Here is a 26,450-nt window from a genome sequence, read left to right on the forward strand (position 1 = left end):
GACGGAACAGCAACCACAAGGACCCGCATGCTCTACCTCTGGATCAAAGCCTTCCACATCGTCTTCATCGCCTCCTGGTTCGCCGGCCTGTTCTACCTGCCGCGCATCTATGTGAACCTGGCCCAGGAAACCAACAACGTCGCCACCGCGCGCCTCCTGCTGATGGCGCGCCGCCTGTATCGCTTCACCTCGATGCTGGCGGTGCCGGCGCTGCTGCTGGGTATCTGGCTGTGGCTGGGCTTCGGGATCAAGGGCGGCTGGCTGCACGCCAAGCTGGCGCTGGTGGTGCTGACGATCGGCTACCATCATGCATGCGGTTCGCTGCTGAAGAAATTCGAGGCGGGCGTGAACAAGCGCAGCCATACCTGGTATCGCTGGTTCAACGAAGTGCCGGTGATCCTGCTGCTGCTGATCGTGATCCTGGTGGTGGTGAAGCCGTTCTGATTTTTGGCCGGCAGGTCATCCGTGGGACGCGGTCGCGCGTTGAACAGCCTGCGCGGTAGTGCGGACGGCGGTTGAACGCGTGGACGGCAGAGCCGCCTTTCGTGGCCCGGTCCACCCTACGGGTCTGCCGTTGTAGGGTGGGCACCTGTGCCCACGCGGTCTCACCGGCTGACCAGCGTTAGCCTCAAAAGAAACACCGAATCAACACGTGGCTGCAAGCGATCGGCGCTTCCAGCCACATTATTTTTTATTAACGGACAAAGGGTACCCCCATGACGTCATACTTTTGCCCATGCCCGCGCGGCATGGAAGCGGCGCTTGCCGAAGAACTCCTTGAGATCGCCCAGGCCCACAGCCCCACGCTGAAGGTGCACAACCAGGTGCCGGGCGGCGTGCACTGCTCGGGCACGCTGCTCGACTCCTACCGCATCAACCTGCACTCGCGCATTGCCTCGCGCGTGCTCATGCGCATGGGCCAGCGCAGCTACAACAACGAGAACGACATCTACGACCTGGTGCTCGAGCAGCCCTGGGAAGACTGGTTCGGCTATCACCACACGATCCGCGTCGACGTCACCGCCGTCAAGTCGCCGCTGAAGAGCCTGGAATTCACGACCCTGAAGATCAAGGATGCCGTCTGCGATCGCTTCCGCGACCAGTTCGGCAAGCGTCCGTCGGTCGATACCCGCGAGCCGGACATGCGCATCGTTGGCTTCCTCGACCAGCGCAACTTCATCATCTACCTCGACACCTCGGGCGAGGCCCTGTTCAAGCGCGGCTGGCGCGAAGAGACGGGCGACGCGCCGCTGCGCGAGAACCTGGCCGCCGGCATGCTGCGCGTGTCGGGCTGGAAGCCGGGCGTGCCGCTGTTCGACCCGATGTGCGGCTCGGGCACGATCCTGATCGAGGCGGCCCAGATGGTGCAGGGCATTCCGCCGGGCGCGCGCCGCCGCTTCGCTTTCGAGAAATTCGCCGACTTCGACCGCGAGGCCTGGCAGGAGATGAAGGCCGCGATCAAGGCCAATCCGCTGCCGAGCGAACCGACCATCTTCGGTTCCGACATCTCGGGCGACATGGTGGCCATGACCCGCCACAACCTGAAAATCGCCGGCGTCCTGTTCGAGGTGCCGCTGAAGCAGATCGAGGCCCAGCACGTCTCGCCGCCGACCACCCAGCCCGGCATCCTGCTGACCAACCCGCCCTACGGCGAGCGCATCGGCGTGCGCGGCGATTCCACCATGCCGCAGGACGAGATGGCCGTCTCCTTCTACGCGGCGCTGGGCACCACGCTCAAGCAGCGCTTCGCCGGCTGGACCGTGTTCCTGTTCACCGCCGACCTGTCGCTGCCCAAGCTGCTGCGCCTGAAGGAGGCGCGCAAGACCCCGTTCTTCAATGGCGCCCTCGAGTGCCGCCTGTTCCGCTTCGACATGGTAGCCGGCTACAACCGCCGCGAGGAAGCCAAGCCCAAGAGCGTATGAAAAAAACCTCCATGGCTGCGTTGCATCGTCTTGCCGTACATTCGTACTGTCTTCGACGACACGTCGGTGGGCCGCATCCCTTGCCCTGGAGGTTTTTTCAAACGCTCGAAACCCGACACGAAACCGGACACAGACGCTAACTGACCCATGCTGCCGCCCACAGAACCCGACGAACTTCCCAAGGACCCGGTGATCCCGGTTCCGCTCCCGGAACCGCACAAGATCACGATGCTGTCGGCCGGCGGCCTGGCCACCCTGCTGGCCGGGCTGTCGATGCTGGGGCCGTTCTCGATCGACGCCTACCTGCCGGCCTTCCCGCAGATCCAGGCGACCCTGCATGCGTCAAGCCTGGAGGTGCAGCAGACCCTGACTGCCTACATGCTGGCCTTTGCCGGCATGGTGCTGTGGCACGGCGCGCTGTCGGATGCCTTCGGGCGCCGCAACGTGATCCTGGTGGCGCTGGTGGTGTTCGCCATCGGCACCTTCGGCTGCGCCGCCGCGTCCTCGGTCCATTACCTGTGGGTGTTCCGCATCATGCAGGGCGTCTCGGCCGGCGCCGGCGTCGTGGTCGGGCGCGCGATCATCCGCGACCTGTATTCCGATACGGCGGCCGCGCGCCTGCTGTCGATGGTGACGATGATCTTCTCGATCGCGCCAGCCATCGCGCCGGTGCTGGGCGGCTGGATCGTGATCTTCTTCGGCTGGCGCGCCATCTTCCTGGCGCTGTGCCTGTTCACGCTGGTGCTGGGCTGGGTGTGCTGGCAGCACCTGCCCGAGACCGTGCCGCGCGAGCGGCGCCAGCCCTTCAATCCGCGCTTCCTGGCGGGCAGCTATGGCGCGATCTTCAGCTCCTTCCTGTTCCACATGAAGGCCGGGATCACGGCGCTGAACTTCGCCGGGCTGTTCCTCTACATCACGGCCTCGCCGGTGATGCTGCCGCAGCACCTGCACCTCGGCCCGTCGGGCTTCGCCTGGCTGTTCGTGCCGACCGTGAGCGGGATCTTCCTCGGCTCGATGGCGGCCAACCGCATGGCCGGCAAGCGGAGCTTCGTCAACCAGATCTGGATCGGCTTCGGCTTCATGCTCAGCGCGGTGGCGTTCAACGTCGGCTACCACCTGTTCCTGCCGCCGGCGCTGCCCTGGACCGTGCTGCCGATGTTCTTCTTCACCTTCGGCAGCTCGATCATCGCACCGGGCGCGACCCTGCTCGCGCTCGACCTGTTCCCGCATATCCGCGGCACCGTGGCATCCTGCCAGTCCTTCGTGTCGACCCTGCTGGGCGCGATCGTGGCGGGCCTGATCGCGCCGGCGCTGTCGCATTCGGTACTGGCGTTGGCGCTGGGGCAGGCGGGGTTTGCGCTGGCGGCGCTGGCTTGCTGGGTGATCTCGCGCCAGTATCGGCGCAGGTTGGCGCGCAACGGGGTGTAAGCCATCGGCAGCCCTCGGGCGGATACGTTCCGGGGGCTGTTGCCTGCTTCTTTCGTGGTCTTCATCATCCGCGTGGGCACAGGTGCCCACCCTACGGGATACGTTCCGGACTGCGGTCGCGGAACCCTGACCATTCCAGGAACAGCGCATAGCTCATGCGTTCAATTGCAACACGGCAATAAATAGCCGTGGAATTCAACATTCAGCCTGGAAAAACTCACACTTTTAACAGAAAGTATTGTTCCCGATCAGAAATGTATATATGCTAAGACCCTTGATCTAGCGTTGGAACAACAGTGGAAATGCTGTCCTGCTCCGACGATGCATAAATACCATGTTGTGGTAGCTCAGGAATGGAGCAGCCACCCCGCAACCCTAGTGGCGTCCTCGATCGAGAAATGCACCAACCAGACCAGGATATTCGCAATCGCCTGCTCGTTGCCCGGCTGCCGGCGATGCCACAGATTCTCGTCAAGCTGCTCGGGCACCTGCAGGCCGATGACCTGGGGATGGAGGAGCTGGCCGACCTGATCGCCAAGGACGCGGGCATGACCGGCAAGCTGCTGGCTGTCGCCAACAGCTCGGCCTACCACCGCGGCAGCCGTACGGCCAACCTGAGGCAGTCGCTGGTGTCGCTTGGCACCGACATGATCAAGACCCTGGTCATCAGCGACTCGGTATTCCAGACCTTTAACAATTTCCCCCATTCCGGCAGCACCGACCTGCGCGCGTTCTGGAAGAACTCGCTCGTCGCGGCCGTGATCGCGCGCGACGTCGCGCGCCGCATCGAGTACCCGCACCTGGAAGAGGCCTACCTCGCCGGGCTGCTGCACAACGTCGGCCGCCTGGCGCTGCTGGCGACCGCGCCCAAGGAATACGGTTTCAACTTCACCGCGCTCGACGACGAGGACCTGTGCGCGGTCGAGCAGCGCACGCTGCAGATCACCCATGCGGAAGCGGGCGCCTGGCTGATCGAGCGCTGGCAGCTCGACTCCTTCCTGGCCGACGCCGTGCTCTACCACCACGAGTCGAGCGGCCGCCTGGAGGCGGCCCATCCCCTGATCCGCATCGTGCGCCTGGCGCACCTGATGTCCGGCCACCCGGACGATACGGACGCGCTGGCCGAAGGCGCGGCGCTGTGCGGCCTGGCCCCGGGCGAGATCGGCGAGATGCTGGACGCCGCCGCGCGCCAGGTCGACAAGGCCGCCGTCCACCTGGGCATCGACCTGACGGGAGCGGAGGATATCCCGGCTCCGCCGGCCTATGCTCCGCAGGCCTACGCTCCCCCTGGCGTCGACCCGGTCCAGCAGCGACTGTCGGAAGAAGTGCGCAACCTGGTGCTGGTGTCCGAGGTCGGCCAGACCTTCGCGCGCCAACAGGGCGAGGGCGCGCTGCTCGAATCGATGACGCGCAGCGCGCGCATCCTGTTCGACTTCGACAACACCGTGGTCCTGCTCGAGAACCCGACCGGCCAGATGCTGGTTGGTGCGCCGGGCGTGGCCACGGCCCGCATCGCCGAATTCGCGATCCCGCTGTCCAAGGGCGGACCGATCGCCACCGCCGCACTGGAGCGCAAGCCGGCCTACCTGCAGCACGGCAGCGAAGCGCTGGGCCTGCCGGAAGAACAGCTGCTGCGCATGCTCGGCACCGACAGCCTGGTCTGCCTGCCGCTGGTGGCCGGCGCGCGCTGCCTGGGCGTGCTGGTGGGCGGCGTGGCGTCCTGGCAGCTGCCGGCCTGCCAGAAGCGCGAACGCTTCCTGCAGTCCTTCGGCACCCAGGCCGCGACCGCACTGGAGACCGCGCTGCTCGAGCGCGGCCAGGCGCGGCGCCAGATCGCCAGCGTCGCCGAGGAATACCGCGAGGCCTCGCGCCGCGTGCTGCACGAGGTGAACAACCCGCTGTCGATCATCAAGAACTACCTGAGTGTCCTCGACGGCAAGCTGGCGCGCCAGGAACCGGTGGCCAGCGAGATGTCGGTGCTGAACGAAGAAATCGACCGCGTCGGCCAGCTGATCGGAACGCTCGCCGACATCAAGCCGCCCGAGACCGGCCCGCGCCCGCTGGACGCCGTGAAGGTGGTCGAGGACGTGGTGCGCCTGTTCCGCGCCGGCCACTTCGTGCCGGCCAACGTACAGATCGCCACCGCCCTGCACGACGAAGCGCGCCTGGTCGCGGGCGACGCCGACGTGCTCAAGCAGATCCTGGTCAACCTGGTCAAGAACGCGGTCGAGGCCCTGGGCGGCAGCGGCGGCGGACGCATCGAGATCGCCACCCGCGGCCACGTGCACCGCGAGCGCAAGCTCTACCTGGAGCTGACGGTCTCCGACACCGGCCCCGGCCTGGCGCCCGAGGTGATGGCGAACCTGTTCTCGGCGGTGAAGAGCACCAAGGATGGCGCGCACCGCGGCCTCGGCCTGTCGATCGTGCATGGCCTGGTCAAGCAACTGAACGGCCAGATCGCCTGCCGCAGCGGCAAGGGCGGCACCGCATTTGAAATTCTGCTGCCGGCATGGTCCGGCGCCAGCGCCGCGCCGGCCCTGCCTGCGCGCGCCCTGGGTTCTGTATAAGGTATGACGAACGTGTACTCAGCCAGCGCTACTTCAGCCATGTCCCAGGGTGCGGACGCTCCGGCCGGAATGCCTGACACTCCGGCGGGGCTGCCCGGCATCGCCGACCAGCCCCGCCTGCTGCTCGTGGACGACGAGCCGCGCCTGCTGGCCTCGCTCTACGAACTGCTGCGCGACCGCGGCTACCACTTGACCACGGCCGGCTCGGGGAGCGAGGCGATCGCCCACCTGTCGACGCTGCGCTTCGACCTGGTGCTGCTCGACCTGCGCCTGCCGGACATCGGCGGCCACGAGATCATGGACTTCATCAATGCCAAGGGCATCGATGCCGACGTGATCGTGATGAGCGGCGAAGTCGGCATTGACGCTGCGATCGGCGCCCTGAAGCGCGGCGCCTACGACTACCTGCGCAAGCCCTATGCGCGCGAGGAACTCCTGACCACCGTCGGCAACGCGCTCGAACAGCGCCGCCTGGCCACGGCCAATGCGCGCATCGCCAACCAGCTGGAAAACTCGGAGAAGATGTACCGCTACCTGGTCGACAGCTCGCCGGACATCATCTACACGCTGAACCACGAAGGCCGTTTCACTTTCGTGAACGACCGCGCCTACCAGTTGCTGGGCTTCTCGCGCGACGAACTGATCGGCAAGCATTACTCGATCCTGGTGCACGACGAGGACCTGGAGCGCGCCCGCTACGTGTTCAACGAGCGCCGCGTCGACGAACGCGCCTCGCGCAACGTAGAGCTGCGCCTGAAGTGCCGCGGCGCGCGCAACAACAGCGGCGACCGCACCTTCAACAACACCCTGATGACGATCTCGCTGAACTCGATCGGCATGCACGTGCCCGACCAGGAGGTCAAGAAGCTCGAGTTCTTCGGCACCTATGGCGTGGCGCGCGACATCACCGACAGGAAGCGCGCCGAGGAAGTCATCTCCTACCAAGCCTACCACGACATCCTGACCGACCTGCCGAACCGCATCCTGTTCAAGGACAGGCTGGGACTGGCGGTGATCCAGGCCAAGCGCAAGCAGACCGAGCTGGCCGTGATGTTCATCGACCTGGACCGTTTCAAACTGGTCAACGACACGCTCGGCCATGTGAAGGGCGACGAGCTGCTGCAGCAGGTCGCGGTGCGCCTGAAGGAATGCCTGCGCAAGGGCGATACGCTGGCGCGCCAGGGCGGCGACGAATTCACCATCGTGCTGCCGGAACTGCGCGACCGCGACGACGCGCGCATGGTGGCCGACAAGTTCCTCGAATGCCTGCACAAGCCTTTTGACCTCGACGGCCACGAAGTGCATATCTCGGCCTCGATCGGCATCGCGATCTACCCGGGCGACGGCGAATCGATCGACGAGCTGCTGCGCCATGCCGACATCGCGATGTACCAGGTAAAAGCCCTGGGCAAGAACGGCCACAGCTTCTACCACGACTCGATGCTGGACGTGTCGCACCAGAAGATCGCGCTCGAGCAGGCGCTACGCCGCGCGCTCGAGCACAACGAGCTGGAGATGTACTACCAGCCGCAGATCGACGCCGCCACCGGCCGCATCGTCGGCGCCGAGGCGCTGATGCGCTGGAACCACCCGACGCGCGGCCTGCTGTCGGCCGGCGAATTCCTGCCCTTCGCGGAAGAGAACGGCCTGATGCTGCCGATCTCGGACTGGATGATCGGCGCCCTGTGCCGCGACATGCTGCAGTGGAACCTGGCCAGCGGCCAGGCGGTGCGGCTGTCGCTGAACCTGTCGCCGCAATACCTGGACCGCGGCGACTTTTTCGAGAAGATGCGCGGCGCCCTGGTGCGCTACGGGATCTCGCCCGGCCAGATCGAGGTCGAGATCACCGAGAACATCTGCATCCGCAACCCGCAGTACGCGATCGAGCAGCTGAACAAGCTGTGCCAGCTCGGCGTGTCGGTCGCGATCGACGACTTCGGCACCGGCTATTCGTCGCTCTCCTATCTGCACCGCTTCCCGATCCACACGATGAAGATCGACCAGTCCTTCGTCAAGGAGATCCACGACGAGAACGGTCACTACCCGGTGATCCTGGCGATCATCTCGATCGCGCGCGGGCTCGGGCTGCACCTGATCGCCGAAGGCGTCGAGACCGAGGTCCAGGCCAACTACCTGAAGGCCAACGGCTGCGAGACCATGCAGGGCTACCTCTACTACCGCCCGATCTCGCTGTCGAACTTCATCGGCGTGCTGCGCGCGCAGGCGCTGGCCGCCCCCCAGGGGGCGCCTGGTTCCACGGCCCAGGTGCGCGCGATCCGCGCCTGATCCCGGCGCCTCCTTCCCATGGATACCGCGACGACCGCGCCCGCAGCAGGGGAACGCCACACGGCCGAGTTCCTGCGCGTGAAGGGCCTGGCCGAGCGCGGCGTCGCCAGCGCCCAGCACAGCCTGGGCTTCATGTACGTGAACGGCCAGGGCGTGCCGCAGAACTACGAGCTGGCGGTCGCCTGGTACCGCATGGCCGCCGCCGCCGGCCTGGAGCAGGCCCAGTACAACCTCGGTGTGATGTACCAGAAGGGCCAGGGCGTGGCCCAGGACCACGAACAGGCGCTGTACTGGTACGGCTGCGCGGCCGAGCAGGGTTACGCGCCGGCCCAGTACAACCTGGGCTGGCTGTATGCCAAAGGGCAGGGCGTAGCAAGCGACGTGCACAAGGCGCTGCACTGGTTCCGGCGTGCCGCCGACCAGGGCGACGCCGGCGCCCAGCACAACCTGGGCATGATGTACGAGGGCGGCAAGGGCATCGCCCAGGACCAGGAAGAAGCCTTGGCCTGGTACCGCCGCGCCGCCGGCCAGGGCTATGCGCGCTCCCAGTTCGCTCTCGCGCTGCGCTACGACAGCGGCCAGGGCGTGGCGCGCGACCCGTCCCAGGCGCTGGACTGGCTGCGCCGCGCCGCCGAGCAGGGGCATGCGCCGGCCCAGTTCAACCTCGGCCTGCGCTACGACAAGGGCCAGGACGTCGAGCAGGACAGTGCCCAGGCGATTGCCTGGTACGAGCGCGCCGCGCGCCAGGACCACCTCAGTTCCCAGTTCAACCTCGCGCTGATCTACGACAGCGGCCATGGCGTGGCGCGCGACGAGGCGCGGGCGCTCGAATGGTACCGCCGCGCGGCCGAACAGGGCCATGCGGGCGCCCAGGACAACCTCGGCCTGCGCTACGAGCACGGCCAGGGCGTGGCGCGCGACGCCGGCCTGGCCGCGCACTGGTACCGCAAGGCCGGCGAGCAGGGCCTGCCGGCCGCGCAATACCACCTGGGCCAGCTCTACGACGCGGGGCAGGGCGTCGAGCACGACCCGGCCCAGGCGGCGGCCTGGTACCGCAAGGCGGCCGAGCAGGGCCACCTGCGCGCCCAGTTCGACCTCGGCCTGCGCCATGAGAGCGGCAACGGCGTGGCGCAGGATGCCGCGCTCGCGCTCGACTGGTACCGGCGCGCGGCGGCCCAGGAATATGCGCCGGCCCAGTACATGGTCGGCGTCCTGATCGACCGCGAGGACATGGGCGACCCGCGCGAGGCGACCGACTGGTACCGCAAGGCGGCCGAGCAGGGCCACGCGCTGGCCCAGTTCGCCCTCGGCCTGCGCTACGACAGCGCACATGGCGTCGAACGCGACTACGAGGCGGCCCACTTCTGGTACCTGTGCGCGGCGCGCCAGGGCCATGCGCGGGCCCAGTTCAACCTCGGCGTGATGTATGCGACCGGGCAGGGAACGCAGCGCGACCCGGTCGAGGCCTATGGCTGGCTGCACCGGGCGGCGGCGGGCGGGATCGCGGCTGCTGGACCCTACCTGAAGCGGCTCGCGGCGCGGATGGCGCCGGTGCAGCTGGCGCAGGCGCAGGTGTATACCGAAAACGCGTAGTGCCCGACAGCTCAGGGGGTGGTTGAACGCGTGGGGCGATTGTGACTCGCGGCGGTGTTTGCGGGCGATGCGTCGCCGCCGCAGGTTAATGCATGAACACGTAACGCGTGGGCACGGGATGTGCCCACCCTACGGTCGGCGTTCTGGCCACAATAGCGATAACACTGCATGGCTTCCTGTAGGGTGGGCACCCCGTGCCCACGCGAAACGCCGCGTTGTGACACCGTTTTTTGAAACCGACCGTACGCCATTCGCCGACGCATCGAACGGCAAACCCGCGCCTTTTCAACAACCTGTTGTCCCCCAACCTCACCCGCGCGCCGTGCAGCAAGCGACTGGTATATACTGTATGCCCATACAGCTCCACCTTTCGCGATGGAACTCACCGACAAGCTCGAAATCCTGGCGGACGCCGCCAAATACGACGCCTCCTGCGCCAGCAGCGGCGCGCCCAAGCGCGCCTCCGACGGCAGCGACGGCGGCATCGGCGCCACCACCGGCATGGGCATCTGCCACAGCTACACGCCGGACGGGCGCTGCGTGTCGCTGCTGAAGATCCTGCTCACCAACTTTTGCATCTACGACTGCCAGTACTGCGTCAACCGGCGCAGCTCGAACGTGCCGCGCGCCCGTTTTGCGGTCGAGGAAGTGGTCAAGCTCACGCACGACTTTTACCTGCGCAACTACATCGACGGTCTGTTCCTCAGCTCCGGCATCATCCGCTCGAGCGACTACACGATGGAGCAGCTGGTGGAAGTGGCGCGCCGCCTGCGCGAAGAACACAACTTCCGCGGCTACATCCACCTGAAGACCATTCCCGACGCCGACCCGGCCCTGATCGCGCAGGCCGGCCGCTATGCCGACCGCCTGTCGGTAAACATCGAGCTACCCACCCACGACAGCGTCACGCGCCTGGCGCCGGAAAAGAACGTCCACACCATCAAGCTGGCGATGGGCTCGATCCGCCGCAAGCTCGACGAAAAGGCCGAGGAACCGAAGGCGCCGAGCTTCGCGCCGGCCGGCCAGAGCACGCAGATGATCGTCGGCGCCGATGCCAGCGACGATCACACCATCCTGAACACCGCCGAAACCCTGTACGGCAGTTATAAACTCAAGCGCGTGTACTACTCGGCCTTCAGTCCGATCCCGCAAAGCCCGAAGAGCGTGCCGCTGGCCCCGCCGCCGCTGCTGCGCGAGCACCGCCTGTACCAGGCAGACTTTCTCCTGCGCGGCTATGGCTTCACGGCAGGGGAGTTGATGCCGAAGGCCGGCAATCTCGCCCTCGACGTCGACCCCAAGCTGGCCTGGGCGCTGGCCAACCGCGAACACTTCCCGATGGACCTGAACCGGGTAGACGCCGAGATGATCGCGCGCATACCCGGCATCGGCCTGCGCAACGCCAAGCGCATCGTCGAGCTGCGCCGGGTGCGGCGGGTGCGCTGGGAAGACTTGTCTCGCCTGCGCTGCAGCATGAAAAAGATCGCGCCTTTCGTCGTCACGGCCGACTACAAGCCGGCCCAGGGGCAATCCAGTTCCGACCTGCTGCGGCGCCACCTGGCCGACGCGCCCCAGCAGATGAACCTCTGGCCGGAATTGCAGGCGGCATGAGCGCGGCCGCAGCGGTTGCCGCCGGCCAGCCGCTGGCGGTCTTCAGCTTCGCCGAATGGCGCGACGCCGCGCGCGACCTCCTGATCCACGCTGTCCCGCCCGAGCTCGTTACCTGGAACCAGCCCGACGCTCCGGACCTGCTCTCGGCCGATCTGTTCTCGGGTGCGCCGGCGCCAGCCGAGCCCACGCATAATGCCTCCATCCGATTCAATGACTTGAGACCGGCGCCGCATTTGCCGCGCTCGCTGATGGACATGCTGCAGACGGCGGCCTGCTGTCGCATGCCGGACCGCTGGGCCTTCCTGTACCGCGTCATCTGGCGCTGGACCCAGGGCGAGCACGACGTGCAATCCGCCGCCGACGCCGACGGCGCGCGATTGCATGCGATGGTGAAGGCGGTGCACCGCGAGGAGCACGACATGCATGCCTACATCCGATTCCGCGAGCGTCCCGAGGCTGCCGGCCCGCCGCGTTTCGTCGCCTGGTTCGAGCCGCGTCACGACGTGCTGCCCCGGGTCGCCGAGCATTTCGTCAACCGCATGGGTAATGTGAGCTGGATGATCGCCACGCCCGAGGCCAGCGTGCTCTGGGACGGCCACACCCTGCACAACACCGGCCCCCTGATGTCCAGCGCGGCCGAACTCGACGACGCCGGCGAAGCGCTCTGGCTGACCTATTACCGCAGCATCTTCAATCCGGCGCGCCTGAACACCCAGGTCATGCAAAGCCACATCCCTTCGCGCTTCTGGAAGAACCTGCCGGAAGGGGCGATCGTGCCCGACATGGTGACCAACGCCGCGCTGGGCGCGCGCCGCACCGGCCAGGCCCAGGCGGTCGGGCGCAAGAGTGGCGCCACGATCCCGATCGCCCCGGCCGACGCCCAGCCCGAACGCCAGCAGCCCTCGAAACTCGACGAGTGCCGGCGCTGCGACCTGTGGCAGTACGCGACCCAGGCCGTGGGCGGAGAAGGCTCGAAAAAAGCGCCCATCATGCTGGTGGGCGAGCAGCCGGGCGACCAGGAAGACCTCGCCGGCCATCCCTTCGTCGGCCCGGCCGGCAAGCTGCTCGACAAAGTCTTCGACGCCGCCGGCGTCGAGCGCCGCGAGGTCTATCTCACCAACGCCGTGAAGCATTTCAAGTGGGAGCCGCGCGGCAAGCGCCGCCTGCACAAGACCCCGGCCCAGCGCGAGATCGAGGCTTGCAGCTACTGGCTGGAAAAGGAGCTGGCCGCGATCAAGCCGAAGGTCATCGTGGCGCTGGGCGCCACGGCGCTCAAATCGGTGCTGGGCAGCGGTAGCGTGACGCTGAAGGACAAGCTCGGCAAGCCGATCCGGCACGATGGGCGCTGGGTGGTGACGGTCTACCACCCCTCGTATATCTTGCGCGTGCCCGACGAAGAGGCCAAGCGGCAGGCGTTCAAGGTCATGGTCGACGGCCTGAAGCTGGCGCACGCGCTGCTGGACAGGCCGCCGGAAGAGCCGCCGGCGTGACATGGTGTTGGCTTTTGTAGGTTGGACACCTGTGTCCACGCGGTACAGCAGTGGCAAATGTACGAAGGCGATCCCGCATGCGGCGTCAGGCGTAGGGTGGGTTCTCGAACCCACCGGATACGGCATCGGCAAGCGTTTGCGGATGGTCTTGCCGATGGCTGCGCATCGCCGCGTGCCGATAAAAATGAATGTTCGACTCGGAGCCGGTGCACCGCGTGGACACAGGTGTCCACCCTACGACATCAGCGCTCCGCCCCCTTCTCCGCCGGCGCCAGCGCCACATCGAAGCGCACCAGGTCCCCCGCGCTGACCTGCTTCGCCGCGGCCGGCGGATCGATCTTCCCGATCGCGAAGCCCGGTTGCACCTGCACGATCGACACCGTGCCGAGCGGCGCTTCGACGGTGCCGAGCGGCGTCAGCGGATCGCTGCCGTAGACCTGCTGGCGCGGGTCGGCCCGGTAGACCACGAGCTGGTCGCCGGGCGCCACCGAGGAGGTGCTGCCGGCGTCGATGAAGATGCGTTCGCCCTGCACCTGCACGACTTTCGCCATGAAGGGCAGCGGCCCCAGGTCCTGGGCAATCTGGGCGGCGCCCTCGTCGAGCGCGCGCAGGATCGCGCCGCCGAACGGCGTGGCGGCGAAGCTGGCGCTGCCGAAAGGCTTGTCGCGCCCGACGCGCTGCTCGCCCACCCCTTCGGCCATAGCCGTGCGGCGCGCGATCAGGGCGCCGGACAGGCCGTCGTAGACGTAGAAGGCGATCTCGATGCGGCGCGCATCCTTCCTGATCAAACCGTAGTACGCCGGCTTGCCGAACTTGCCGGCGTCGACGATCTCGCCGGCGATGACGAACTGGGCGTCGTGCATGGAGGCGATGCGGCGCACTGCGGCAAGGTCGGTGGCCGGACCGCTGGCGCCCGGGGCGATCACGTAGGGGCTGTCCTTGCCGAGGAATTTGCCGCTGCCGGTCATGCGGCGCAGCAGTTCCTGCGGCAGGCGGGTGGCGATGTCGTCGACGTCGTCGAGTTGGGGCGAGCTGCGCACGTGGAAGGGGGTGACGACGATCTTCTTGCGGTAGGCGAGGTTGACGTTGCCGCGCGGGCGGGCCTCTTCTTCCTTGACCTGGACGCGCACGTGCAGCAGCTGGCCGGTCTGCCATTCGCGCACGATGCGGTAGCGGTCGAATTCGGCGGCCGGCTGGACGCGGCTGCTCTCGAGAAGCTTGCCGCGCGTGCTGGCGCCCGCGGCGACATCGACGCGGGCCGCGCTGCGCAGGCCGAGCTGATCGAGCGCGTCGCGAATTGCCACCTGGCGCGCGCGTTCGACGCCGCCTTCGGCCACCAGGGCCACGCCTTCGGCTTCGGCCGGCGCGGCGTGGACGCCGGCGCCGGTCAGCGCGAACAACAGCGCCAGGGCGGCGCCGCGCAGGAACCGTGCTGCCTTATTGCGCATGGTAGAACGACGCGCCATAGGCAGCGCCGGGACCGGCGTTGCCCAGCATGGTGCGGGCGTTCTTCGCCGCTGCCGGCGGTGCGCTGCTCTGGGCCTGGTACTGCGCTGCATGCGGGTCGAAATCCATCTCCACGGTCGTCTCGTAGGTGCCGTCCTCGCGCTGGGCGGTATTCGTCACGCGCGCGCCACGGATGAAGGCGTCAATATACACCTTGAAACTGTCGTCCTTGAGGGCAAGCGAGCCAACCGTGCTGCCGCCTTCGACGCGCACGCCGTACACCTGCTCGGCCATGGCGCGGTAGGCATCCAGGCGCGAGGCGCGCATTGCCAGCAGCTTGCGCTGGGCCGGCGAGACGCGGTCGCATTCGCCCTGGCAGGCGGCGGTGTTGACGGCGCCGTAGCCGGTGGCGGTGAGGGTGATGACGGCGCTCTGCGCATGCGCCGGCTGGGCGGCGGAGGTGGGCATGCGCACGGTGCCGCATGCGGTCAGCAGCGTGGAAGCGGCAAGGGCGAGGACAGCGACGAGTTTCATAACGGATCCGGTAGTGGGTACTGTGCGCAAACGGGCGCGGTATCAGACTGGATAACGGACGCTGACGCCGGATCTTGATGGATTTGGGAAATATTTGTACCGAAATGGCGCAAAAAAGCGTTGTACTTGACGGTTCGGCAAGAAAGCCCGGCGGGTCGGTGCAGGACTGGCCGGGCCGGGAATCGGGCCGAAGAAGGCTCTACCGATCAGGACGAGGACAGCACGAACTGGTTGCCGTCCGGGTCCTTCATGATGGCGAACGTGCCCCAGGGCTGCTTCTGCGGTTCGGAAATATCCACGCCGCGCGCCGACAACTGGCGATAAGTCGCCTCCACGTCGTCGCAGGCGAGCGAACCGTTGAAGGCGCTGCCGATGCGTTCTTCCTGGCCTTGCGGCGTGAACAGCACGAAGCGGGTCTCCGAGCTGCCCACGCGCAGTTCGATCCAGCGCTGCTTGCCGTCGAAAGGCTGGTCGGTGATCACGCGAAAGCCGAGCTTTTCGGTATAGAAGGCGAGGGCCGCGTCCTGGTCGCGGGTCGGGATGCTGACGAATTTGATGTGGGTGATCATGCTGTCTCCTGCGTGGTGGGTCCGGCATTCTCCCATGAGGACGGCCCCGGCTATAATCACCATGACTATATTCTTGGTGAGTACAGTGACCGCCTTCGATCCCTATGTGCTGGATGTGCTGATGCCCGACCTCGTCGGCCATGAGCGCTCGCCCGCCGCCTTCCTCATCTATGCCTACCTGTGGCACCGCATCGAGGCGAACGCCGGCCGCGCCGTGCAACTGAGCTATACGGCAATCGCGCTCGATACCGGCCTGTCGCGCGTAACCGCACAGCGCGCCATCGCCTTGCTGTTGCGCCGCCAGTTGATCAGCGCCAGCAGTGAATCGCGTACCGCCGTGCCAAAATATCTGGTGCTGCGCCCTTGGGCGGCGCGCAAGCGGCAGGAGTAAAAGCGGGCAGAGATATCAGGCATGCATATGCCTCTTGTAACAACTTGTTTCTTGCTTATATTGCTTGACGCTATGACAATGCTCCCATCAACGAAAAGAAAAGGGATGTCACGATGTTGCAACGCGCCTTGCCCGCACTGACCCTGTGTTTCCTGACCCTGCCGGCCCTGGCGCAGACCGCGCCCGCCGAGCCGGCGCAGCCCGTGGCCGACACGGCGCCGCTGGCGGCGGATGGAGAACCGCTCCCGCAGACCATCCTCGTCTCGGGCCAGCGTCCTGGCCCTGGCTTGTGGAAGGTGTCGAAGGGCGAGCACGTGATGTGGGTGTTCGGGATCCATGAACCGCTGCCGAAGGACATGGAATGGCGCTCGAAGGCCGTCGAACGCAAGATCGCGCAATCGCAGGAATACCTGGGCGCGCCGACGGCCAGCGTCAGTGTCGGCTGGGGCGGCGTGACCGCCTTGCCTTTCCTGGTCGGCATCAAGAAGAATCCGGATGGCGCCACCTTGAAGGAGGTGCTGCCGCCCGAGCTGTACGCGCGCTGGGTGCCGCTGAAGCAGAAGTATTTCGGCAAGGACGACGATATCGAGCGCGAACGTCCGGTGTTCGTGGCGCAGGAACTGTACCGCCGTGCCCTGGCCGAGGCCGGCTTGCACAAGGGCCCGGACTTGCGCCAGGTCCTCGGCAAGATGGCGAACAAGCACAAGGTCAAGTACACCTCGAACACGGTCGAGGTCGACCTCAAGGAACCGGGCAAGGCGGCGCGCGAGTTCAAGAAAGGCGCGATGGAAGACATCCCTTGCCTGGCCGCGACGATCGATCGCCTGGAAACGGACATCGAAGCGATGCGCGTGCGCGCCAACGCCTGGGCTGTCGGCGAGCTCGACGCCATCGAAAAGCTCAGTTTTGCCGACCGCGAAACGGCCTGCAACAACGCCTTCCTCAGCAGCGCCCTCACCAGGCTGCAGCCGGAGCTGCTGACCATGAAGCAGCGCGCCCTCGACGGCTGGCTCGCGGCCGCCGAGAAAGCGCTGGAAAACAACACCAGCACCTTCGCCGTCCTGGGCATGAAGGAAGTCCTGTCGCCGCAAGGTGCGCTGGCGAAGCTGAAGGCGAAAGGCTACACGGTTGAAAAGCCGAACTGAGCGGCACGGATCGGGCAAACCCGTAGGGTGGACGGCTTCGCCGTCCACGCGTTCAACAATCTTATGATTAGCAGCACCGCGCAACGGAAGCACGAAGCGACCACGATTCCGAAACCGTCCCCATCCCACCACACTTTCCCCCGCTAGCGCCCCGCAGGCCTACCGTGCACCTGAAATACTTGCCATTGCGCTATCATTGCTGACGAGGCGACATGGATTCCCGACATTGCACGCATGTCCGGGACCGCCTCGCGTCATCAGAACAACCAGTGGAAAAGGGTAGAGCATGAAGTTATCCCGTGTCGCCGAGGTCCTCTCGGATTACGCACGCGCCGAAATGTACGCGCTGTCGTCGATCCGCAAACTGTCGGACGTGCACCTGATCTGGGGACCGATCTACGCCCGCTCGGCCTATGGGATCGGCGCCAAGGACTTTTCCCTCTACCGCCTGGCCAGCACGCCGAAGAAGAGCTGGTCCGACTACCTGATCAACGAACCGCTGAAGGCGAAATACGCGGCCATCACCTCGAAGGAAGCACGCCAGATCGCCGACGACAAGTCGCGCTTTTTCGAACACTGCCATGCCCACGGCATCCGCACCATCCCGATCCTGGCGCTGGTGACGAAGCAGCCGTCGAACGGCGGCATCATTCCCCACCTGCATTCGCCCGGGGAGCTGGCGCGCGTGCTGGTGCCAGGCCAGTATTTCTTCAAGCCGAGCAATGGCTCGCACGGCAAGGGCACCTTCTCGCTGCGCGTGGACGATTTTGGCCTGCACTGGGCCGGCAACAGCGGCACCTACGCGGAATTCTTCGACTACTGCCAATCGGCCCTCGAGTACACCCGGGCGTTGATCGTGCAGCCGAAGATGTTCAACCACCAGGTGATCCGCAACATCACCCAGGCCAAGGGCCTGTCGACGGTGCGCATCTGCACGGTGAGGAAGGGCGGCGACATCAAGGTCATCGGTTCCTGCCTGCGCATCATCGTGGGCGACAGCGAAACCGACAACTTCACCCATGGCTCGAGCGGCAACCTGGTCGGCGCCATCGATTCCGACACGGGCGAATTGATCGGCGTGCGCGGCTCCCGCTCGCGCACCTGGCCGAAGATGACCGACGTGCTGGCCCATCCGCGCACGGGTAAAACCATCGTCGGCGTGCAGTTGCCCTACTGGCGGGAAGTGGTCGAACTGGTGACCAAGGCGCATCACTCGATCGAGAGCCTGCACACGGTCGGCTGGGATGTGGCGATTACCGACGACGGCCCGGTCATCGTCGAAGCGAATTGGCGCTACGACATCGACATCCTGCAGGTCGCCTACAAGAAGGGGTATCGCCAGGTCATCGCCGACAACCTCGTGGTCTGAGCGGCGTCAGCCTGAACATTTGTCAACGCGGCGCAAGCTCGCGTAGAATGCAAGGCGATGCGGGTGTAGTTCAATGGTAGAACGGAAGCTTCCCAAGCTTCATACGAGGGTTCGATTCCCTTCACCCGCTCCAGTACTCTTCCTTCCGCTGTCTTCCCCGCATTTCCACTTCTATCCAAACCGCGCCTGCCTGTCGGCGAGCACCACGCGTATCTGTTCGACCAGCTCGGCAACCAGGCCCGCGCTCTCCCAGGCATAGATGGACACGGCAATCGCCGGCTCTTCGGGAAAATGGGCATACTGCCGCACGCGGTAGCCGCCAGCCGCAGCCCTGGGCAGGAGCGACAGGCCGAGCCCGGCCTCTACTGCCACCAGGACGTTGTGCAGGCTGCTGCCCGAGAAGGCGATGTACCAGCGCAGCCTTTCATGCTCGATGCGTTCGAACATGGCTTCGCGATACAGGCCGCCCGGCGGGAAGGCGACCAGGGGTACCGGATTCGGCCAGGCCTGCGGGGCATCGGCGCTTTCGAACCAGGCCAGGGCCTCGGGGAACGTGGCGCGGCAGTCGGGACTGGCTGTCGGCTCCTTGGCGACCAGGATATCGAATTCGCCGGCGCGGTAGCTGCGCGTCAGCTCGCGGCTCAGGCCGGCCGTCACGTCGAGGTGGACTTCGCGGTGGCGCCGGGTAAAGTCATGGAAGACCTGCGCCATCGCGCTGCTGACGACGTCCTCGGGCACGCCGATGCGGATCGAGGCAGTGCCGGCCGGATCGCCCAGCGCCGCCTGCGCTTCCTCCTGCAAGGCGAGGATTCTGCGGGCATAGCCCAGCAGCCGCTCGCCCGCCGGCGTAGACCTGATCGGCCGCGCGGTGCGGTCGACCAGCACCGCGCCCAGGCTCTCTTCGAGCCGGGCAAGCTGCTGGCTGATGGTCGACTGCGTCATCGCCAGGCGCTCTGCCGCGAGCGTAAAACTGCCTGTCTCGACGATGGCGGCAAAGGAGCGGAGCAGGCGTGGGTCGAGCATGGGATCTCGCTGGGATAGACGGTAATCATGCGGGAAATGAATGAATTCTATCTGAATATTTAATTTTCAAATATCGGGCAGGCTGGCTATAGTCGACGGCATGCAGCAAGAGGAAAGGAAGAGATCATGAGCGACGAACAAACCTATCTGGGTGAAGCCATCGCCCTGGCCCGCGCGAACGTCGGCAGGGGCGGACGTCCCTTCGGCGCCCTGGTGGTGCGCGACGGCGCGGTCATCGCCACCGGCGTCAACGAGATCCATGCCACCGGCGACCCGACCGCCCACGCCGAGATGAGCGCCCTCCGCGCCGCCAGCCGCGCACTCGGCTCGCCCGACCTGGGCGGCTGCGCGGTCTACGCCAGCGGTCATCCCTGCCCGATGTGCATGGCGGCCATGCGCCTGGCCGGCGTCAGCACGGTTGCCTACGCCTATTCGAACGACGACGGCGCCCCCTTCGGCCTGTCCACGGCGGCGCTCTACGAGGAACTTGCCAGGCCGTTTGCCGAGCAAACCATGGACATCCGCTACCTGCCGGTGCGACCCGAGGGCGAGCCCGACCTGTATGCCGAGTGGGCACAGGCGCGGGCCCGGCAGGCCTGATCCGTGCAGCCGCCACGCCGCGCACCGACCCCGCTGTTGCTGGCGGCCGTCGCCCTGATCGCACTCAACCTGCGGCCCTTCATTACCGGCATCGGACCGCTGGCAGCCGATATCGGCCTGCACACCGGGCTCGATCTGCAGGGGATGGCGCTCCTGACCCTGGTGCCCATGCTGCTGATGGGGGCGGTCGCCTTTGCCGGTCCCTTCCTGCAGGCGCGCTTCGGGGCGCGGCGCTGCGTGATCGGGGCGCTGTTCCTGCTCGCCACGGGTTCCTTCCTGCGCCTGTTCAGCACCAGCGGCTGGCAACTGGTGGGCACCGCCGCCTTGCTGGGGCTGGGGGCCGCGGTGGTGCAGGCCATGCTCCCGGGCGTCATCAAGCGCCAGTTCCCGCGCCATGTGGGCGTCGTCATGGGCCTGTATTCGGCGATGCTGATGGCGGGCGGCGCGCTCGGCGCCCAGGTGGCGCCGCTGGCCGCGGCAGCCGGCGGCAATTGGCATGCCGGCCTGGCCTGGATGGTCCTGCCGGCGGCGCTGGCCCTGGCGCTGGCCGCATCCAGCCTGCCGCGCGACCCGCTCACGCAACAGAACGGGATGGCGCTGGCGGCCTGGTTGCGCCGGCCGCGCGTCTGGCTGCTGATGGCCTGTTTTGGCCTGATCAACGGCGGCTATTCGACCGTAGTGGCCTGGCTGGCGCCGTTCTACCGCGAGCACGGCTGGAGCGCCGCCGCCAGCGGCAGCCTGCTGGCGCTCCTGGCGGTGAGCCAGGCGGCGTCGGCCCTGCTGCTGCCTGCGCTGGCGGGCAACAGCAGGGACAGGCGGCCCTGGCTCTGGTTCACCCTGGCCATGCAGGCCGCCGGTTTCGGCGCACTGGCCCTGCGGCCCGACGCGGCGCCGTTCGCCTCGGCGATGCTGCTGGGCGCAGGCCTGGGCGGCTGCTTTGCATTGACGCTGATCGTCGCACTCGACCACTTGCCCGATCCGGCGCAGGCAGGCACCCTGTCCGCCCTGATGCAGGGCGGCGGCTTCCTGATCGCCGCGCTGCCGCCCTGGATCGTCGCCCTGCTGCGCGAGTCGCTGGGCGGGTTCACGGCGGGCTGGCTGCTGCACCTCGGCTGTGTGGCGGCCGTCGCGATGCTGTTCTGGCGCCTTGCCCCGGCAGGCTACGCCGGCGCGATGCGAGCGGCAACGCCGCAGCCCCGCGCCCGGATGGCGGAGCAGGAACCCTAGTACGGCAGCAACCGGCAAGGACACGGCACAGCCGGCGTGCGCTGCTTGAAGACCTGGGCAAACTGTGTTGACATGCAGGCTAGACCGGTCCACCCCTTGCTGGAGCAACGTATGCCGATGCTGTCCCCGGAACGCAGGTTCGTTTTGCAGGCCATGCTGGCGGCCGGCGGCTGCACGCTCGTCACTCCGCTCGCCGCCGCCCAGCAGCCGCTGCTCACCCGCCCGGTTCCCTCGTCCGGCGAACAGCTTCCCGTCGTCGGCCTGGGCAGCTGGATCACCTTCAACGTCGGCAAGGACCCGCAGGAACGCGCCGCCTGCACCGAAGTCGTGCGCGCCTTCTTTGCCAATGGCGGGCGCCTGATCGATTCCTCGCCCATGTACGGCTCGGCGCAATCCGTCATCGGCGAGGCGCTGGCGCGCATGAAGCATCCGACAAGCGTGTTCTCGGCCGATAAGGTCTGGACCGGCAGCCGTGGCGCGGAACAGATCGAAACCTCGCGCACATTGTGGCGCATCCCGCGCTTCGACCTGCTGCAAGTGCATAACCTGCTGGCCTGGGAAGACCATTTGCCTCTCTTGCTGCGCATGAAGGCGGAGAAACGCCTGCGCTACGTCGGCATCACCACGTCGGAAGGCCGGCGCCATGGCGAGATCGTGAAGATCATGGCAAGCCAGCCGATCGACTTCGTGCAGGTCAGCTACAACGCACTCGACCGCGAGGTGGAGAACCGCATCCTGCCGCTGGCGCGCGAGCGCCGCATCGGCGTCATCGTCAACCGGCCCTTCCGCCAGGGAGAATTGACCCAGGCGCTGGCCGGCAAAGCGCTGCCGGGATGGGCGCGTGACATCGGGTGCAGCAGCTGGGCCCAGGTGCTGTTGAAATTCATCGTGTCGCATCCGGATGTCACCTGCGCGATTCCCGCCACCTCGAAGCCGGCGCACGCGCGCGAGAACATGCTGGCCGCGCGCGGACCCTTGCCCGACGCGGCCCTGCGCAGGCGCATCGTGGCGGAAGTCCAAAAGCTGACCTGAGTGGCTGACATGAGCGAATGGTGGACCTACACCCTGTCCGACCTGCTGATGTTCTCGGCGCGGACCTATTTTCGCCAGTTCGCCCTGCTCAACGAAGCCCTCTGGCCGGCCCACATCCTGGCTGCCGCGGCGGGGCTGGTGCTGGTCGGCTGCATCGTGCGCGGTGCGGGCAAGGTGGGCCGGCTGGCGGCGGCGCTGCTGGCCGCAAGCTGGCTGTGGGTGGCCTGGGCCTACCACGCCCGGCGCTATGCGGACATCAACCTGGCGGCGCCGTATTTCGCGATCGGCTTCGCGCTGCAGGCCGTACTGCTGGCCTGGCTCGCCAGCCGGCACCGGGCGCCGTCCATTGTGTCCTACCGCAGTCTGCTGGGCGCGCTCGCATTCGCGCTCGTGCTGCTGTCGCTGCTGCTGTATCCGCTGTTCGCCCTGTTCGAGGAGCACGGCTGGAGCCAGGCCGAAGTATTCGGCATCGCGCCGGACCCGACGGTGGCGGCCACGCTGGGCATGCTGCTGCTCTGGCGCGCGTCCTGGTTCCTGTGGCCGTTGCCGCTGCTGTGGTGCGCGATCAGCGGCGCCACGCTCATGGAGCTGGGCGTGGCCCAGGCCTGGGTGCTGCCGCTGGCCGGGGTGCTGGCGCTGGCGGCAGGCATCGTTTCGCGCCTGGGCTTGCGCGACACAAGGGCCGCGCCTGCGTGAGCCGTTTTACTGGCTCAGCAGGTTACCCTTGCGGTAACCGGTCTCGCCGGCGATCTTGCAGACGTGCATGCCGCGCAGCAGGTGGCGGTGGGCCGTGCTGGCGAAGAAGATGCCGGGGCGCTTGGGCTTGACAGGCGTCACCTGGCCCGTCACCGGATTGACGATCTCGGCCACCGTTTCCTCGGCCTCGACCCGGTCGCCCAGCTTTTTCAGGAACACCAGCACGCCCGAGTGGGGCGCGGCCAGGGGCTCGACCGCGTCGAGCGGCGTCGGCTTGCAGCGCGCCGCGGGCAGCGGCTCGACCGGAATGTCGACCACGCCGGCGCGCGCCAGGTATTGCAGCAGCGCCTGGGCGTCGGGCTGGGCCAGTTCGTAGCGCACGTCGTTCTCGCCGCGCAGCTCGACGGTGACGGCGACGCAGGCCGGCGGGATCGCGACCTGCGGGCCGAAGTGCTCGGCCAGGTCCCACCACAGGCGGCTGCAGGCCTCGTCGAACGGTTCGCCGCCGGACTCGCGCGCCAGCAGCAGCACGTGGGCGTCCATCAGCGCGGCCAGCGGCTGCACCGCCTCGGCCAGCGGTTCGCCCGCATACATGTGCAGCACCGACTCGTTGTCGCAATGCAGGTCGAGCATGATGTCGGCGTCGATCGCCATCGACAGCAGGGTCTTCTTCAGCAGGCCGCCGGCGGTGGGCGGCGACCACTGCTCGAGCGAGCGGCGTGCATGTTCGCGGATCAGGGCGACGTTCGCCTCGGCGTCCTGGCCGAGCTTGCCTGCCAGCGATTCCTTCAGGTCCTCGGCCACGTGTTTATACGCGCGGTTGAAATTCACCCCGGTCGACAGGTCGTAGCGGCCGAAAGGCGTGCCGTGGATGGTCTGGGACAGGCCGATCGGATTGGCCGCCGGCACCAGGATGATCTCGCCCCGGATTTTCCCCTCGGCGTCGAGGCGGTCCAGTTCCTGGCGCAGGAAGTGGGCGACCAGCATGGCCGGCACCTCGTCGGCATGCAGCGAGGCCTGGATATAGACCTTTTTTCCGCTGCCGGGCTGGCCGTAGTGGTAGGAGGTGAGCTGGAAAGTGGCGACATTGTCTTCGATCGCAATCGGGTGTTTGGTCGCATGCATCGGTGGGCCTCGGCGATATTTGGAAAGTGAGAGTCAGGAGATTTATTATCGCGTAGATTGCCTTTCTGATCACACATTAATTCGGCGTAGCAACAGCGTTTCTGCCATGCCATGGCCAGATTGCCGCGGTAATGACGGCGGGGCGGTGAGCTATAATGGCGGCCGTTCTTTCCTCATTACCCGATTCCCATGTCCGAAGAAAAGCCAAGCAACGGCCCGGCCCGTCCGATGCTGTACGACCCTACCGAACACCGCATCCGCAGTTTCGTCACGCGCGCCGGCAGGCTGTCGACCGGCCAGGCACGCGCGCTCGAGGAACTGGGCCCCAAGTTCCTGATCGAGTACAAGAAGGAGATGCTCGACTACGAGGCCGCTTTTGGGCGCAAGGCGCCGGTCATCCTCGAGATCGGCTTCGGCATGGGCGACACCACGGCCCACATCGCGCGCCTGATGCCCGAGAAGGATTTCATCGGCGTCGAAGTGCACACGCCGGGCGTGGGTAGCCTGCTCAAGCAGATCGGCGAGCAGGAGATCCAGAATTTGCGCCTGGTCCAGCATGACGTCTTCGAAGTGCTGAACCACATGATCCCGGACGGCTCGCTGGCCGGCGTGCATGTGTTCTTCCCCGATCCCTGGCACAAGGCGCGCCACAACAAGCGCCGCCTGATCCAGGCGCCGTTCGTGAAGCTGCTGTGCCAGAAGCTGGAGACGGGCGGCTATATCCACCTCGCGACCGATTGGGAAGACTACGCGGTGCAGATGCTGGAAGTGCTGGGCGCGGAAGAGATGCTCGCGAATACCGCCGAGGGCTATGCGCCGCAGCCGGCTTATCGGCCGCTGACCAAGTTCGAGAACCGTGGCCTAAAACTCGGCCATGGGGTCTGGGACCTGGTATTTACGAAAAAATAACCGACACCGGCTTTTCGTAGGGTGGGCACTCGGTGCCCACGCGGAACGATGCCAGGTGTGGGCCTGTTGTGACCGGCCGCACGCAAAAGGAAACGCCTCCAAATGATCGTTTGGAGGCGTTTGTTTTTTTCGAATGGCCTGTCAGGAATCGGGGCAACATGACGCCGATTTCCGCGTGGGCACGGAGTGCCCACCCTACCGGAGACGTTACCTGGCCCGCGGGCGCCGCGCAAACACCCCGAAGCACAGGATGATGGCATAGCAGATGGCCGGCACGATCAGCGCCATCTTGAGGCCCATCGCATCGGCCGCGTGCCCGGTAATCAGGGGCACGATCGCGCCGCCGACGATCGCCACGCAGATCAGGCCGGAACCTTCCGCCGCGCGCTCCTTCAGGCCTTCGCAGGCCAGCGAGAAGATGGTGGGGAACATGATCGAGTTGAACAGGCCCACCGCCAGCAGCGACCAGCCCGACACCAGGCCGGTGCTGTTCGCCGACACCAGCAGCAGCGCGATCGTCATGCCGGCCGCGCAGGCCAGCACTTTACCCGGCGAGAACATGCGCAGCAGGGCCGCGCCGATGAAGCGGCCGACCATTGCGCCGCCCCAGTACAGCGGCACGTGCTTGCCGGCGTCTTCCGCGTTCAGGCCCAGCACGTTCGCTTCCATCAGGTAGTTCACGATCACCGAGCCGACCGCCACTTCCGCGCCCACGTAGAGGAAGATGCAGGCCGCGCCGAAGGCGAAGCGCGGCTGGCGCAGCAGTTCGAAGGCTTTCATCATGCTGACCTTCGGGGCCGGCGTCTCCACCAGTTTCTTGCGGTTGTGCCAGACCAGCGCCGCCACGATCACCAGCGCGATCGCCAGGCCGATATAGGTCTGCACCACCACGCGCGTCTCCTCGGCGCGGAAGGCGTCGAGCGCGGCGCCCGACAGCGTGGCCGGGTCGACGGTGGCGAGCGAACCGAGGATCAGGATCGCGCCGACATAGGGGAAGACCGTGGTGCCCAGCGAATTGAAGGCCTGGGCGAAGGTCAGGCGGCTGTGCGCCGTCTGCGGCGCGCCCAGCAGGGAAATGAGCGGGTTGGCCACCACCTGCACGATGGTGATGCCGGAAGCCAGCACGAACAGCGCGACCAGGAAAGTGGCGAACACGCCCGAGGACGAGGCCGGAATGAACAGCAGGCAGCCCGCCGTCATGGTCAAGAGGCCGACCACGGCGGTGCGCATGTAGCCGATGCGGCGCACGATGGCGGCCGCCGGAATCGAGACGATGAAGTAGGCGGCGAAGAAGGCCGACTGCACCAGCATCGCCTGCGCATAGCTGAGCGTGAACAGGTCCTTCAGCTTGGGGATGATGACGTCGTTCAGGCTGGTGATGCCGCCGAAGATGAAGAACAGCGCGAACACGAAGGTCTGCAAACTGGCGGCGTTGGCAGGCACCTGATGGGCGCTGGAGGTGGCGGTAGAGGATTCGATCTGCATGATGT

General features: G+C 66.6%; 22 protein-coding genes and 1 tRNA gene. 17 read left to right on the forward strand and 6 right to left on the reverse strand.

The features are described from left to right. The first annotated feature begins 27 nt into the window (after nt 1–27). The 8 genes from ACSUZJ_RS02870 to ACSUZJ_RS02905 all read left to right on the forward strand — a co-directional run bounded on the left by ACSUZJ_RS02870 (nt 28) and on the right by ACSUZJ_RS02905 (nt 12,894). The gene (locus ACSUZJ_RS02870) at nt 28–444 is read left to right on the forward strand and encodes a CopD family protein (RefSeq protein ID WP_499413136.1); all 417 of its coding nucleotides are present in this window, start codon (nt 28–30) and stop codon (nt 442–444) included. Between the two features lie 272 nt (nt 445–716). Then, nucleotides 717–1,922: a THUMP domain-containing class I SAM-dependent RNA methyltransferase gene (locus ACSUZJ_RS02875; protein ID WP_499413138.1), complete on the forward strand. Its 1,206-nt coding sequence runs from the start codon at nt 717–719 to the stop codon at nt 1,920–1,922. 147 nt (nt 1,923–2,069) lie between these two features. Then, nucleotides 2,070–3,350 (forward strand): multidrug effflux MFS transporter, encoded by a 1,281-nt coding sequence (locus ACSUZJ_RS02880; protein ID WP_499413140.1) that lies wholly within the window; start codon nt 2,070–2,072, stop codon nt 3,348–3,350. Nucleotides 3,351–3,748: 398 nt separating this feature from the next. Next, nucleotides 3,749–5,917 carry an HDOD domain-containing protein gene (locus ACSUZJ_RS02885; RefSeq protein WP_499413142.1) on the forward strand — a complete coding sequence of 723 codons (2,169 nt, stop codon included), beginning with the start codon at nt 3,749–3,751 and terminating at the stop codon, nt 5,915–5,917. A gap of 69 nt (nt 5,918–5,986) precedes the next feature. Continuing rightward, a complete protein-coding gene (locus ACSUZJ_RS02890; protein ID WP_499413144.1) occupies nt 5,987–8,203 on the forward strand; it encodes an EAL domain-containing response regulator in 2,217 nt (738 codons plus the stop codon). A gap of 18 nt (nt 8,204–8,221) precedes the next feature. After that, entirely contained in the window at nt 8,222–9,796 is a 1,575-nt protein-coding gene (locus tag ACSUZJ_RS02895) for an SEL1-like repeat protein (RefSeq protein ID WP_499413146.1), read from the forward strand. A gap of 375 nt (nt 9,797–10,171) precedes the next feature. After that, complete coding sequence (locus ACSUZJ_RS02900; RefSeq protein ID WP_499413148.1) at nt 10,172–11,404, forward strand: putative DNA modification/repair radical SAM protein; 1,233 nt, start codon at nt 10,172–10,174, stop codon at nt 11,402–11,404. Then, the gene (locus ACSUZJ_RS02905) at nt 11,401–12,894 is read left to right on the forward strand and encodes a UdgX family uracil-DNA binding protein (RefSeq protein ID WP_499413150.1); all 1,494 of its coding nucleotides are present in this window, start codon (nt 11,401–11,403) and stop codon (nt 12,892–12,894) included. The genes ACSUZJ_RS02900 and ACSUZJ_RS02905 overlap by 4 nt, the downstream gene beginning before the upstream one ends. Before the next feature lie 242 nt (nt 12,895–13,136). Here the strand turns inward: ACSUZJ_RS02905 and ACSUZJ_RS02910 are convergent, their stop codons facing one another. From ACSUZJ_RS02910 to ACSUZJ_RS02920, 3 genes are all read right to left on the reverse strand, one after another. After that, nucleotides 13,137–14,342, reverse strand: coding sequence for a flagella assembly protein FlgT middle domain-containing protein (locus ACSUZJ_RS02910; RefSeq protein WP_499413152.1), 1,206 nt, complete (start codon nt 14,340–14,342; stop codon nt 13,137–13,139). Beyond that, a complete protein-coding gene (locus ACSUZJ_RS02915; protein WP_499413154.1) occupies nt 14,332–14,874 on the reverse strand; it encodes an LPP20 family lipoprotein in 543 nt (180 codons plus the stop codon). Before ACSUZJ_RS02915 ends, ACSUZJ_RS02910 begins: the two co-directional genes overlap by 11 nt. 206 nt (nt 14,875–15,080) lie before the next feature. After that, a complete protein-coding gene (locus ACSUZJ_RS02920) occupies nt 15,081–15,443 on the reverse strand; it encodes a VOC family protein (protein ID WP_499413156.1) in 363 nt (120 codons plus the stop codon). An 85-nt stretch (nt 15,444–15,528) separates the two neighbouring features. Here ACSUZJ_RS02920 and ACSUZJ_RS02925 point away from each other — a divergent pair, with 85 nt between their 5' ends. From ACSUZJ_RS02925 to ACSUZJ_RS02940, 4 genes are all read left to right on the forward strand, one after another. Next, nucleotides 15,529–15,834: a hypothetical protein gene (locus tag ACSUZJ_RS02925; RefSeq protein ID WP_499413158.1), complete on the forward strand. Its 306-nt coding sequence runs from the start codon at nt 15,529–15,531 to the stop codon at nt 15,832–15,834. Between the two features lie 113 nt (nt 15,835–15,947). Next, entirely contained in the window at nt 15,948–16,979 is a 1,032-nt protein-coding gene (locus ACSUZJ_RS02930) for a TraB/GumN family protein (protein WP_499413160.1), read from the forward strand. 286 nt (nt 16,980–17,265) lie between these two features. Continuing rightward, nucleotides 17,266–18,348 (forward strand): sugar-transfer associated ATP-grasp domain-containing protein, encoded by a 1,083-nt coding sequence (locus ACSUZJ_RS02935; protein ID WP_499413162.1) that lies wholly within the window; start codon nt 17,266–17,268, stop codon nt 18,346–18,348. Nucleotides 18,349–18,407: 59 nt separating this feature from the next. Then, a tRNA-Gly gene (locus ACSUZJ_RS02940) sits at nt 18,408–18,481 on the forward strand. A 38-nt stretch (nt 18,482–18,519) separates the two neighbouring features. On the opposite strand, the gene ACSUZJ_RS02945 is transcribed toward ACSUZJ_RS02940, so the two are convergent. After that, entirely contained in the window at nt 18,520–19,371 is an 852-nt protein-coding gene (locus tag ACSUZJ_RS02945; protein ID WP_499413164.1) for a LysR family transcriptional regulator, read from the reverse strand. 126 nt (nt 19,372–19,497) lie between these two features. On the opposite strand from ACSUZJ_RS02945, the gene ACSUZJ_RS02950 reads away from it, so the two are divergent. The 4 genes from ACSUZJ_RS02950 to ACSUZJ_RS02965 all read left to right on the forward strand — a co-directional run bounded on the left by ACSUZJ_RS02950 (nt 19,498) and on the right by ACSUZJ_RS02965 (nt 22,926). Beyond that, nucleotides 19,498–19,971 (forward strand): nucleoside deaminase, encoded by a 474-nt coding sequence (locus tag ACSUZJ_RS02950; protein WP_499413166.1) that lies wholly within the window; start codon nt 19,498–19,500, stop codon nt 19,969–19,971. A gap of 3 nt (nt 19,972–19,974) precedes the next feature. Beyond that, nucleotides 19,975–21,198, forward strand: coding sequence for a cyanate transporter (locus ACSUZJ_RS02955; protein WP_499413168.1), 1,224 nt, complete (start codon nt 19,975–19,977; stop codon nt 21,196–21,198). Nucleotides 21,199–21,309: 111 nt separating this feature from the next. After that, nucleotides 21,310–22,230, forward strand: a complete 921-nt coding sequence (locus ACSUZJ_RS02960) for an aldo/keto reductase (protein WP_499413170.1) — start codon at nt 21,310–21,312, stop codon at nt 22,228–22,230. Between the two features lie 9 nt (nt 22,231–22,239). Then, nucleotides 22,240–22,926, forward strand: coding sequence for a DUF6064 family protein (locus tag ACSUZJ_RS02965; protein WP_499413172.1), 687 nt, complete (start codon nt 22,240–22,242; stop codon nt 22,924–22,926). Nucleotides 22,927–22,932: 6 nt separating this feature from the next. On the opposite strand, the gene ACSUZJ_RS02970 is transcribed toward ACSUZJ_RS02965, so the two are convergent. Continuing rightward, entirely contained in the window at nt 22,933–24,051 is a 1,119-nt protein-coding gene (locus ACSUZJ_RS02970) for a succinylglutamate desuccinylase/aspartoacylase family protein (RefSeq protein WP_499413174.1), read from the reverse strand. A 228-nt stretch (nt 24,052–24,279) separates the two neighbouring features. Between ACSUZJ_RS02970 and trmB the strand changes: the two genes are divergently transcribed. Next, complete coding sequence (gene trmB, locus ACSUZJ_RS02975; protein ID WP_499416678.1) at nt 24,280–24,960, forward strand: tRNA (guanosine(46)-N7)-methyltransferase TrmB; 681 nt, start codon at nt 24,280–24,282, stop codon at nt 24,958–24,960. A 207-nt stretch (nt 24,961–25,167) separates the two neighbouring features. On the opposite strand, the gene ACSUZJ_RS02980 is transcribed toward trmB, so the two are convergent. After that, entirely contained in the window at nt 25,168–26,445 is a 1,278-nt protein-coding gene (locus ACSUZJ_RS02980) for a sugar MFS transporter (protein WP_499413175.1), read from the reverse strand. Nucleotides 26,446–26,450 lie beyond the last annotated feature (5 nt).

This window comes from Telluria sp. B2, assembly GCF_051789535.1.
Classification (GTDB): Bacteria; Pseudomonadota; Gammaproteobacteria; order Burkholderiales; family Burkholderiaceae_D; genus Telluria.

What these genes read in the sequence shown, in the direction of transcription:
- ACSUZJ_RS02885 (WP_499413142.1), top strand. Translation starts at nt 3,749, where the DNA reads ATGCACCAACCAGACCAGGATATTCGCAATCGCCTGCTCGTTGCCCGG.
- ACSUZJ_RS02870 (WP_499413136.1), top strand. Translation starts at nt 28, where the DNA reads ATGCTCTACCTCTGGATCAAAGCCTTCCACATCGTCTTCATCGCCTCC.
- ACSUZJ_RS02890 (WP_499413144.1), top strand. Translation starts at nt 5,987, where the DNA reads ATGCCTGACACTCCGGCGGGGCTGCCCGGCATCGCCGACCAGCCCCGC.
- ACSUZJ_RS02900 (WP_499413148.1), top strand. Translation starts at nt 10,172, where the DNA reads ATGGAACTCACCGACAAGCTCGAAATCCTGGCGGACGCCGCCAAATAC.
- ACSUZJ_RS02945 (WP_499413164.1), bottom strand. Translation starts at nt 19,371, where the DNA reads ATGCTCGACCCACGCCTGCTCCGCTCCTTTGCCGCCATCGTCGAGACA.
- ACSUZJ_RS02905 (WP_499413150.1), top strand. Translation starts at nt 11,401, where the DNA reads ATGAGCGCGGCCGCAGCGGTTGCCGCCGGCCAGCCGCTGGCGGTCTTC.
- ACSUZJ_RS02935 (WP_499413162.1), top strand. Translation starts at nt 17,266, where the DNA reads ATGAAGTTATCCCGTGTCGCCGAGGTCCTCTCGGATTACGCACGCGCC.
- ACSUZJ_RS02950 (WP_499413166.1), top strand. Translation starts at nt 19,498, where the DNA reads ATGAGCGACGAACAAACCTATCTGGGTGAAGCCATCGCCCTGGCCCGC.
- ACSUZJ_RS02920 (WP_499413156.1), bottom strand. Translation starts at nt 15,443, where the DNA reads ATGATCACCCACATCAAATTCGTCAGCATCCCGACCCGCGACCAGGAC.
- ACSUZJ_RS02895 (WP_499413146.1), top strand. Translation starts at nt 8,222, where the DNA reads ATGGATACCGCGACGACCGCGCCCGCAGCAGGGGAACGCCACACGGCC.
- ACSUZJ_RS02965 (WP_499413172.1), top strand. Translation starts at nt 22,240, where the DNA reads ATGAGCGAATGGTGGACCTACACCCTGTCCGACCTGCTGATGTTCTCG.
- ACSUZJ_RS02980 (WP_499413175.1), bottom strand. Translation starts at nt 26,445, where the DNA reads ATGCAGATCGAATCCTCTACCGCCACCTCCAGCGCCCATCAGGTGCCT.
- ACSUZJ_RS02910 (WP_499413152.1), bottom strand. Translation starts at nt 14,342, where the DNA reads ATGCGCAATAAGGCAGCACGGTTCCTGCGCGGCGCCGCCCTGGCGCTG.
- ACSUZJ_RS02875 (WP_499413138.1), top strand. Translation starts at nt 717, where the DNA reads ATGACGTCATACTTTTGCCCATGCCCGCGCGGCATGGAAGCGGCGCTT.
- ACSUZJ_RS02915 (WP_499413154.1), bottom strand. Translation starts at nt 14,874, where the DNA reads ATGAAACTCGTCGCTGTCCTCGCCCTTGCCGCTTCCACGCTGCTGACC.
- ACSUZJ_RS02970 (WP_499413174.1), bottom strand. Translation starts at nt 24,051, where the DNA reads ATGCATGCGACCAAACACCCGATTGCGATCGAAGACAATGTCGCCACT.
- ACSUZJ_RS02960 (WP_499413170.1), top strand. Translation starts at nt 21,310, where the DNA reads ATGCCGATGCTGTCCCCGGAACGCAGGTTCGTTTTGCAGGCCATGCTG.
- ACSUZJ_RS02930 (WP_499413160.1), top strand. Translation starts at nt 15,948, where the DNA reads ATGTTGCAACGCGCCTTGCCCGCACTGACCCTGTGTTTCCTGACCCTG.
- trmB (WP_499416678.1), top strand. Translation starts at nt 24,280, where the DNA reads ATGCTGTACGACCCTACCGAACACCGCATCCGCAGTTTCGTCACGCGC.
- ACSUZJ_RS02880 (WP_499413140.1), top strand. Translation starts at nt 2,070, where the DNA reads ATGCTGCCGCCCACAGAACCCGACGAACTTCCCAAGGACCCGGTGATC.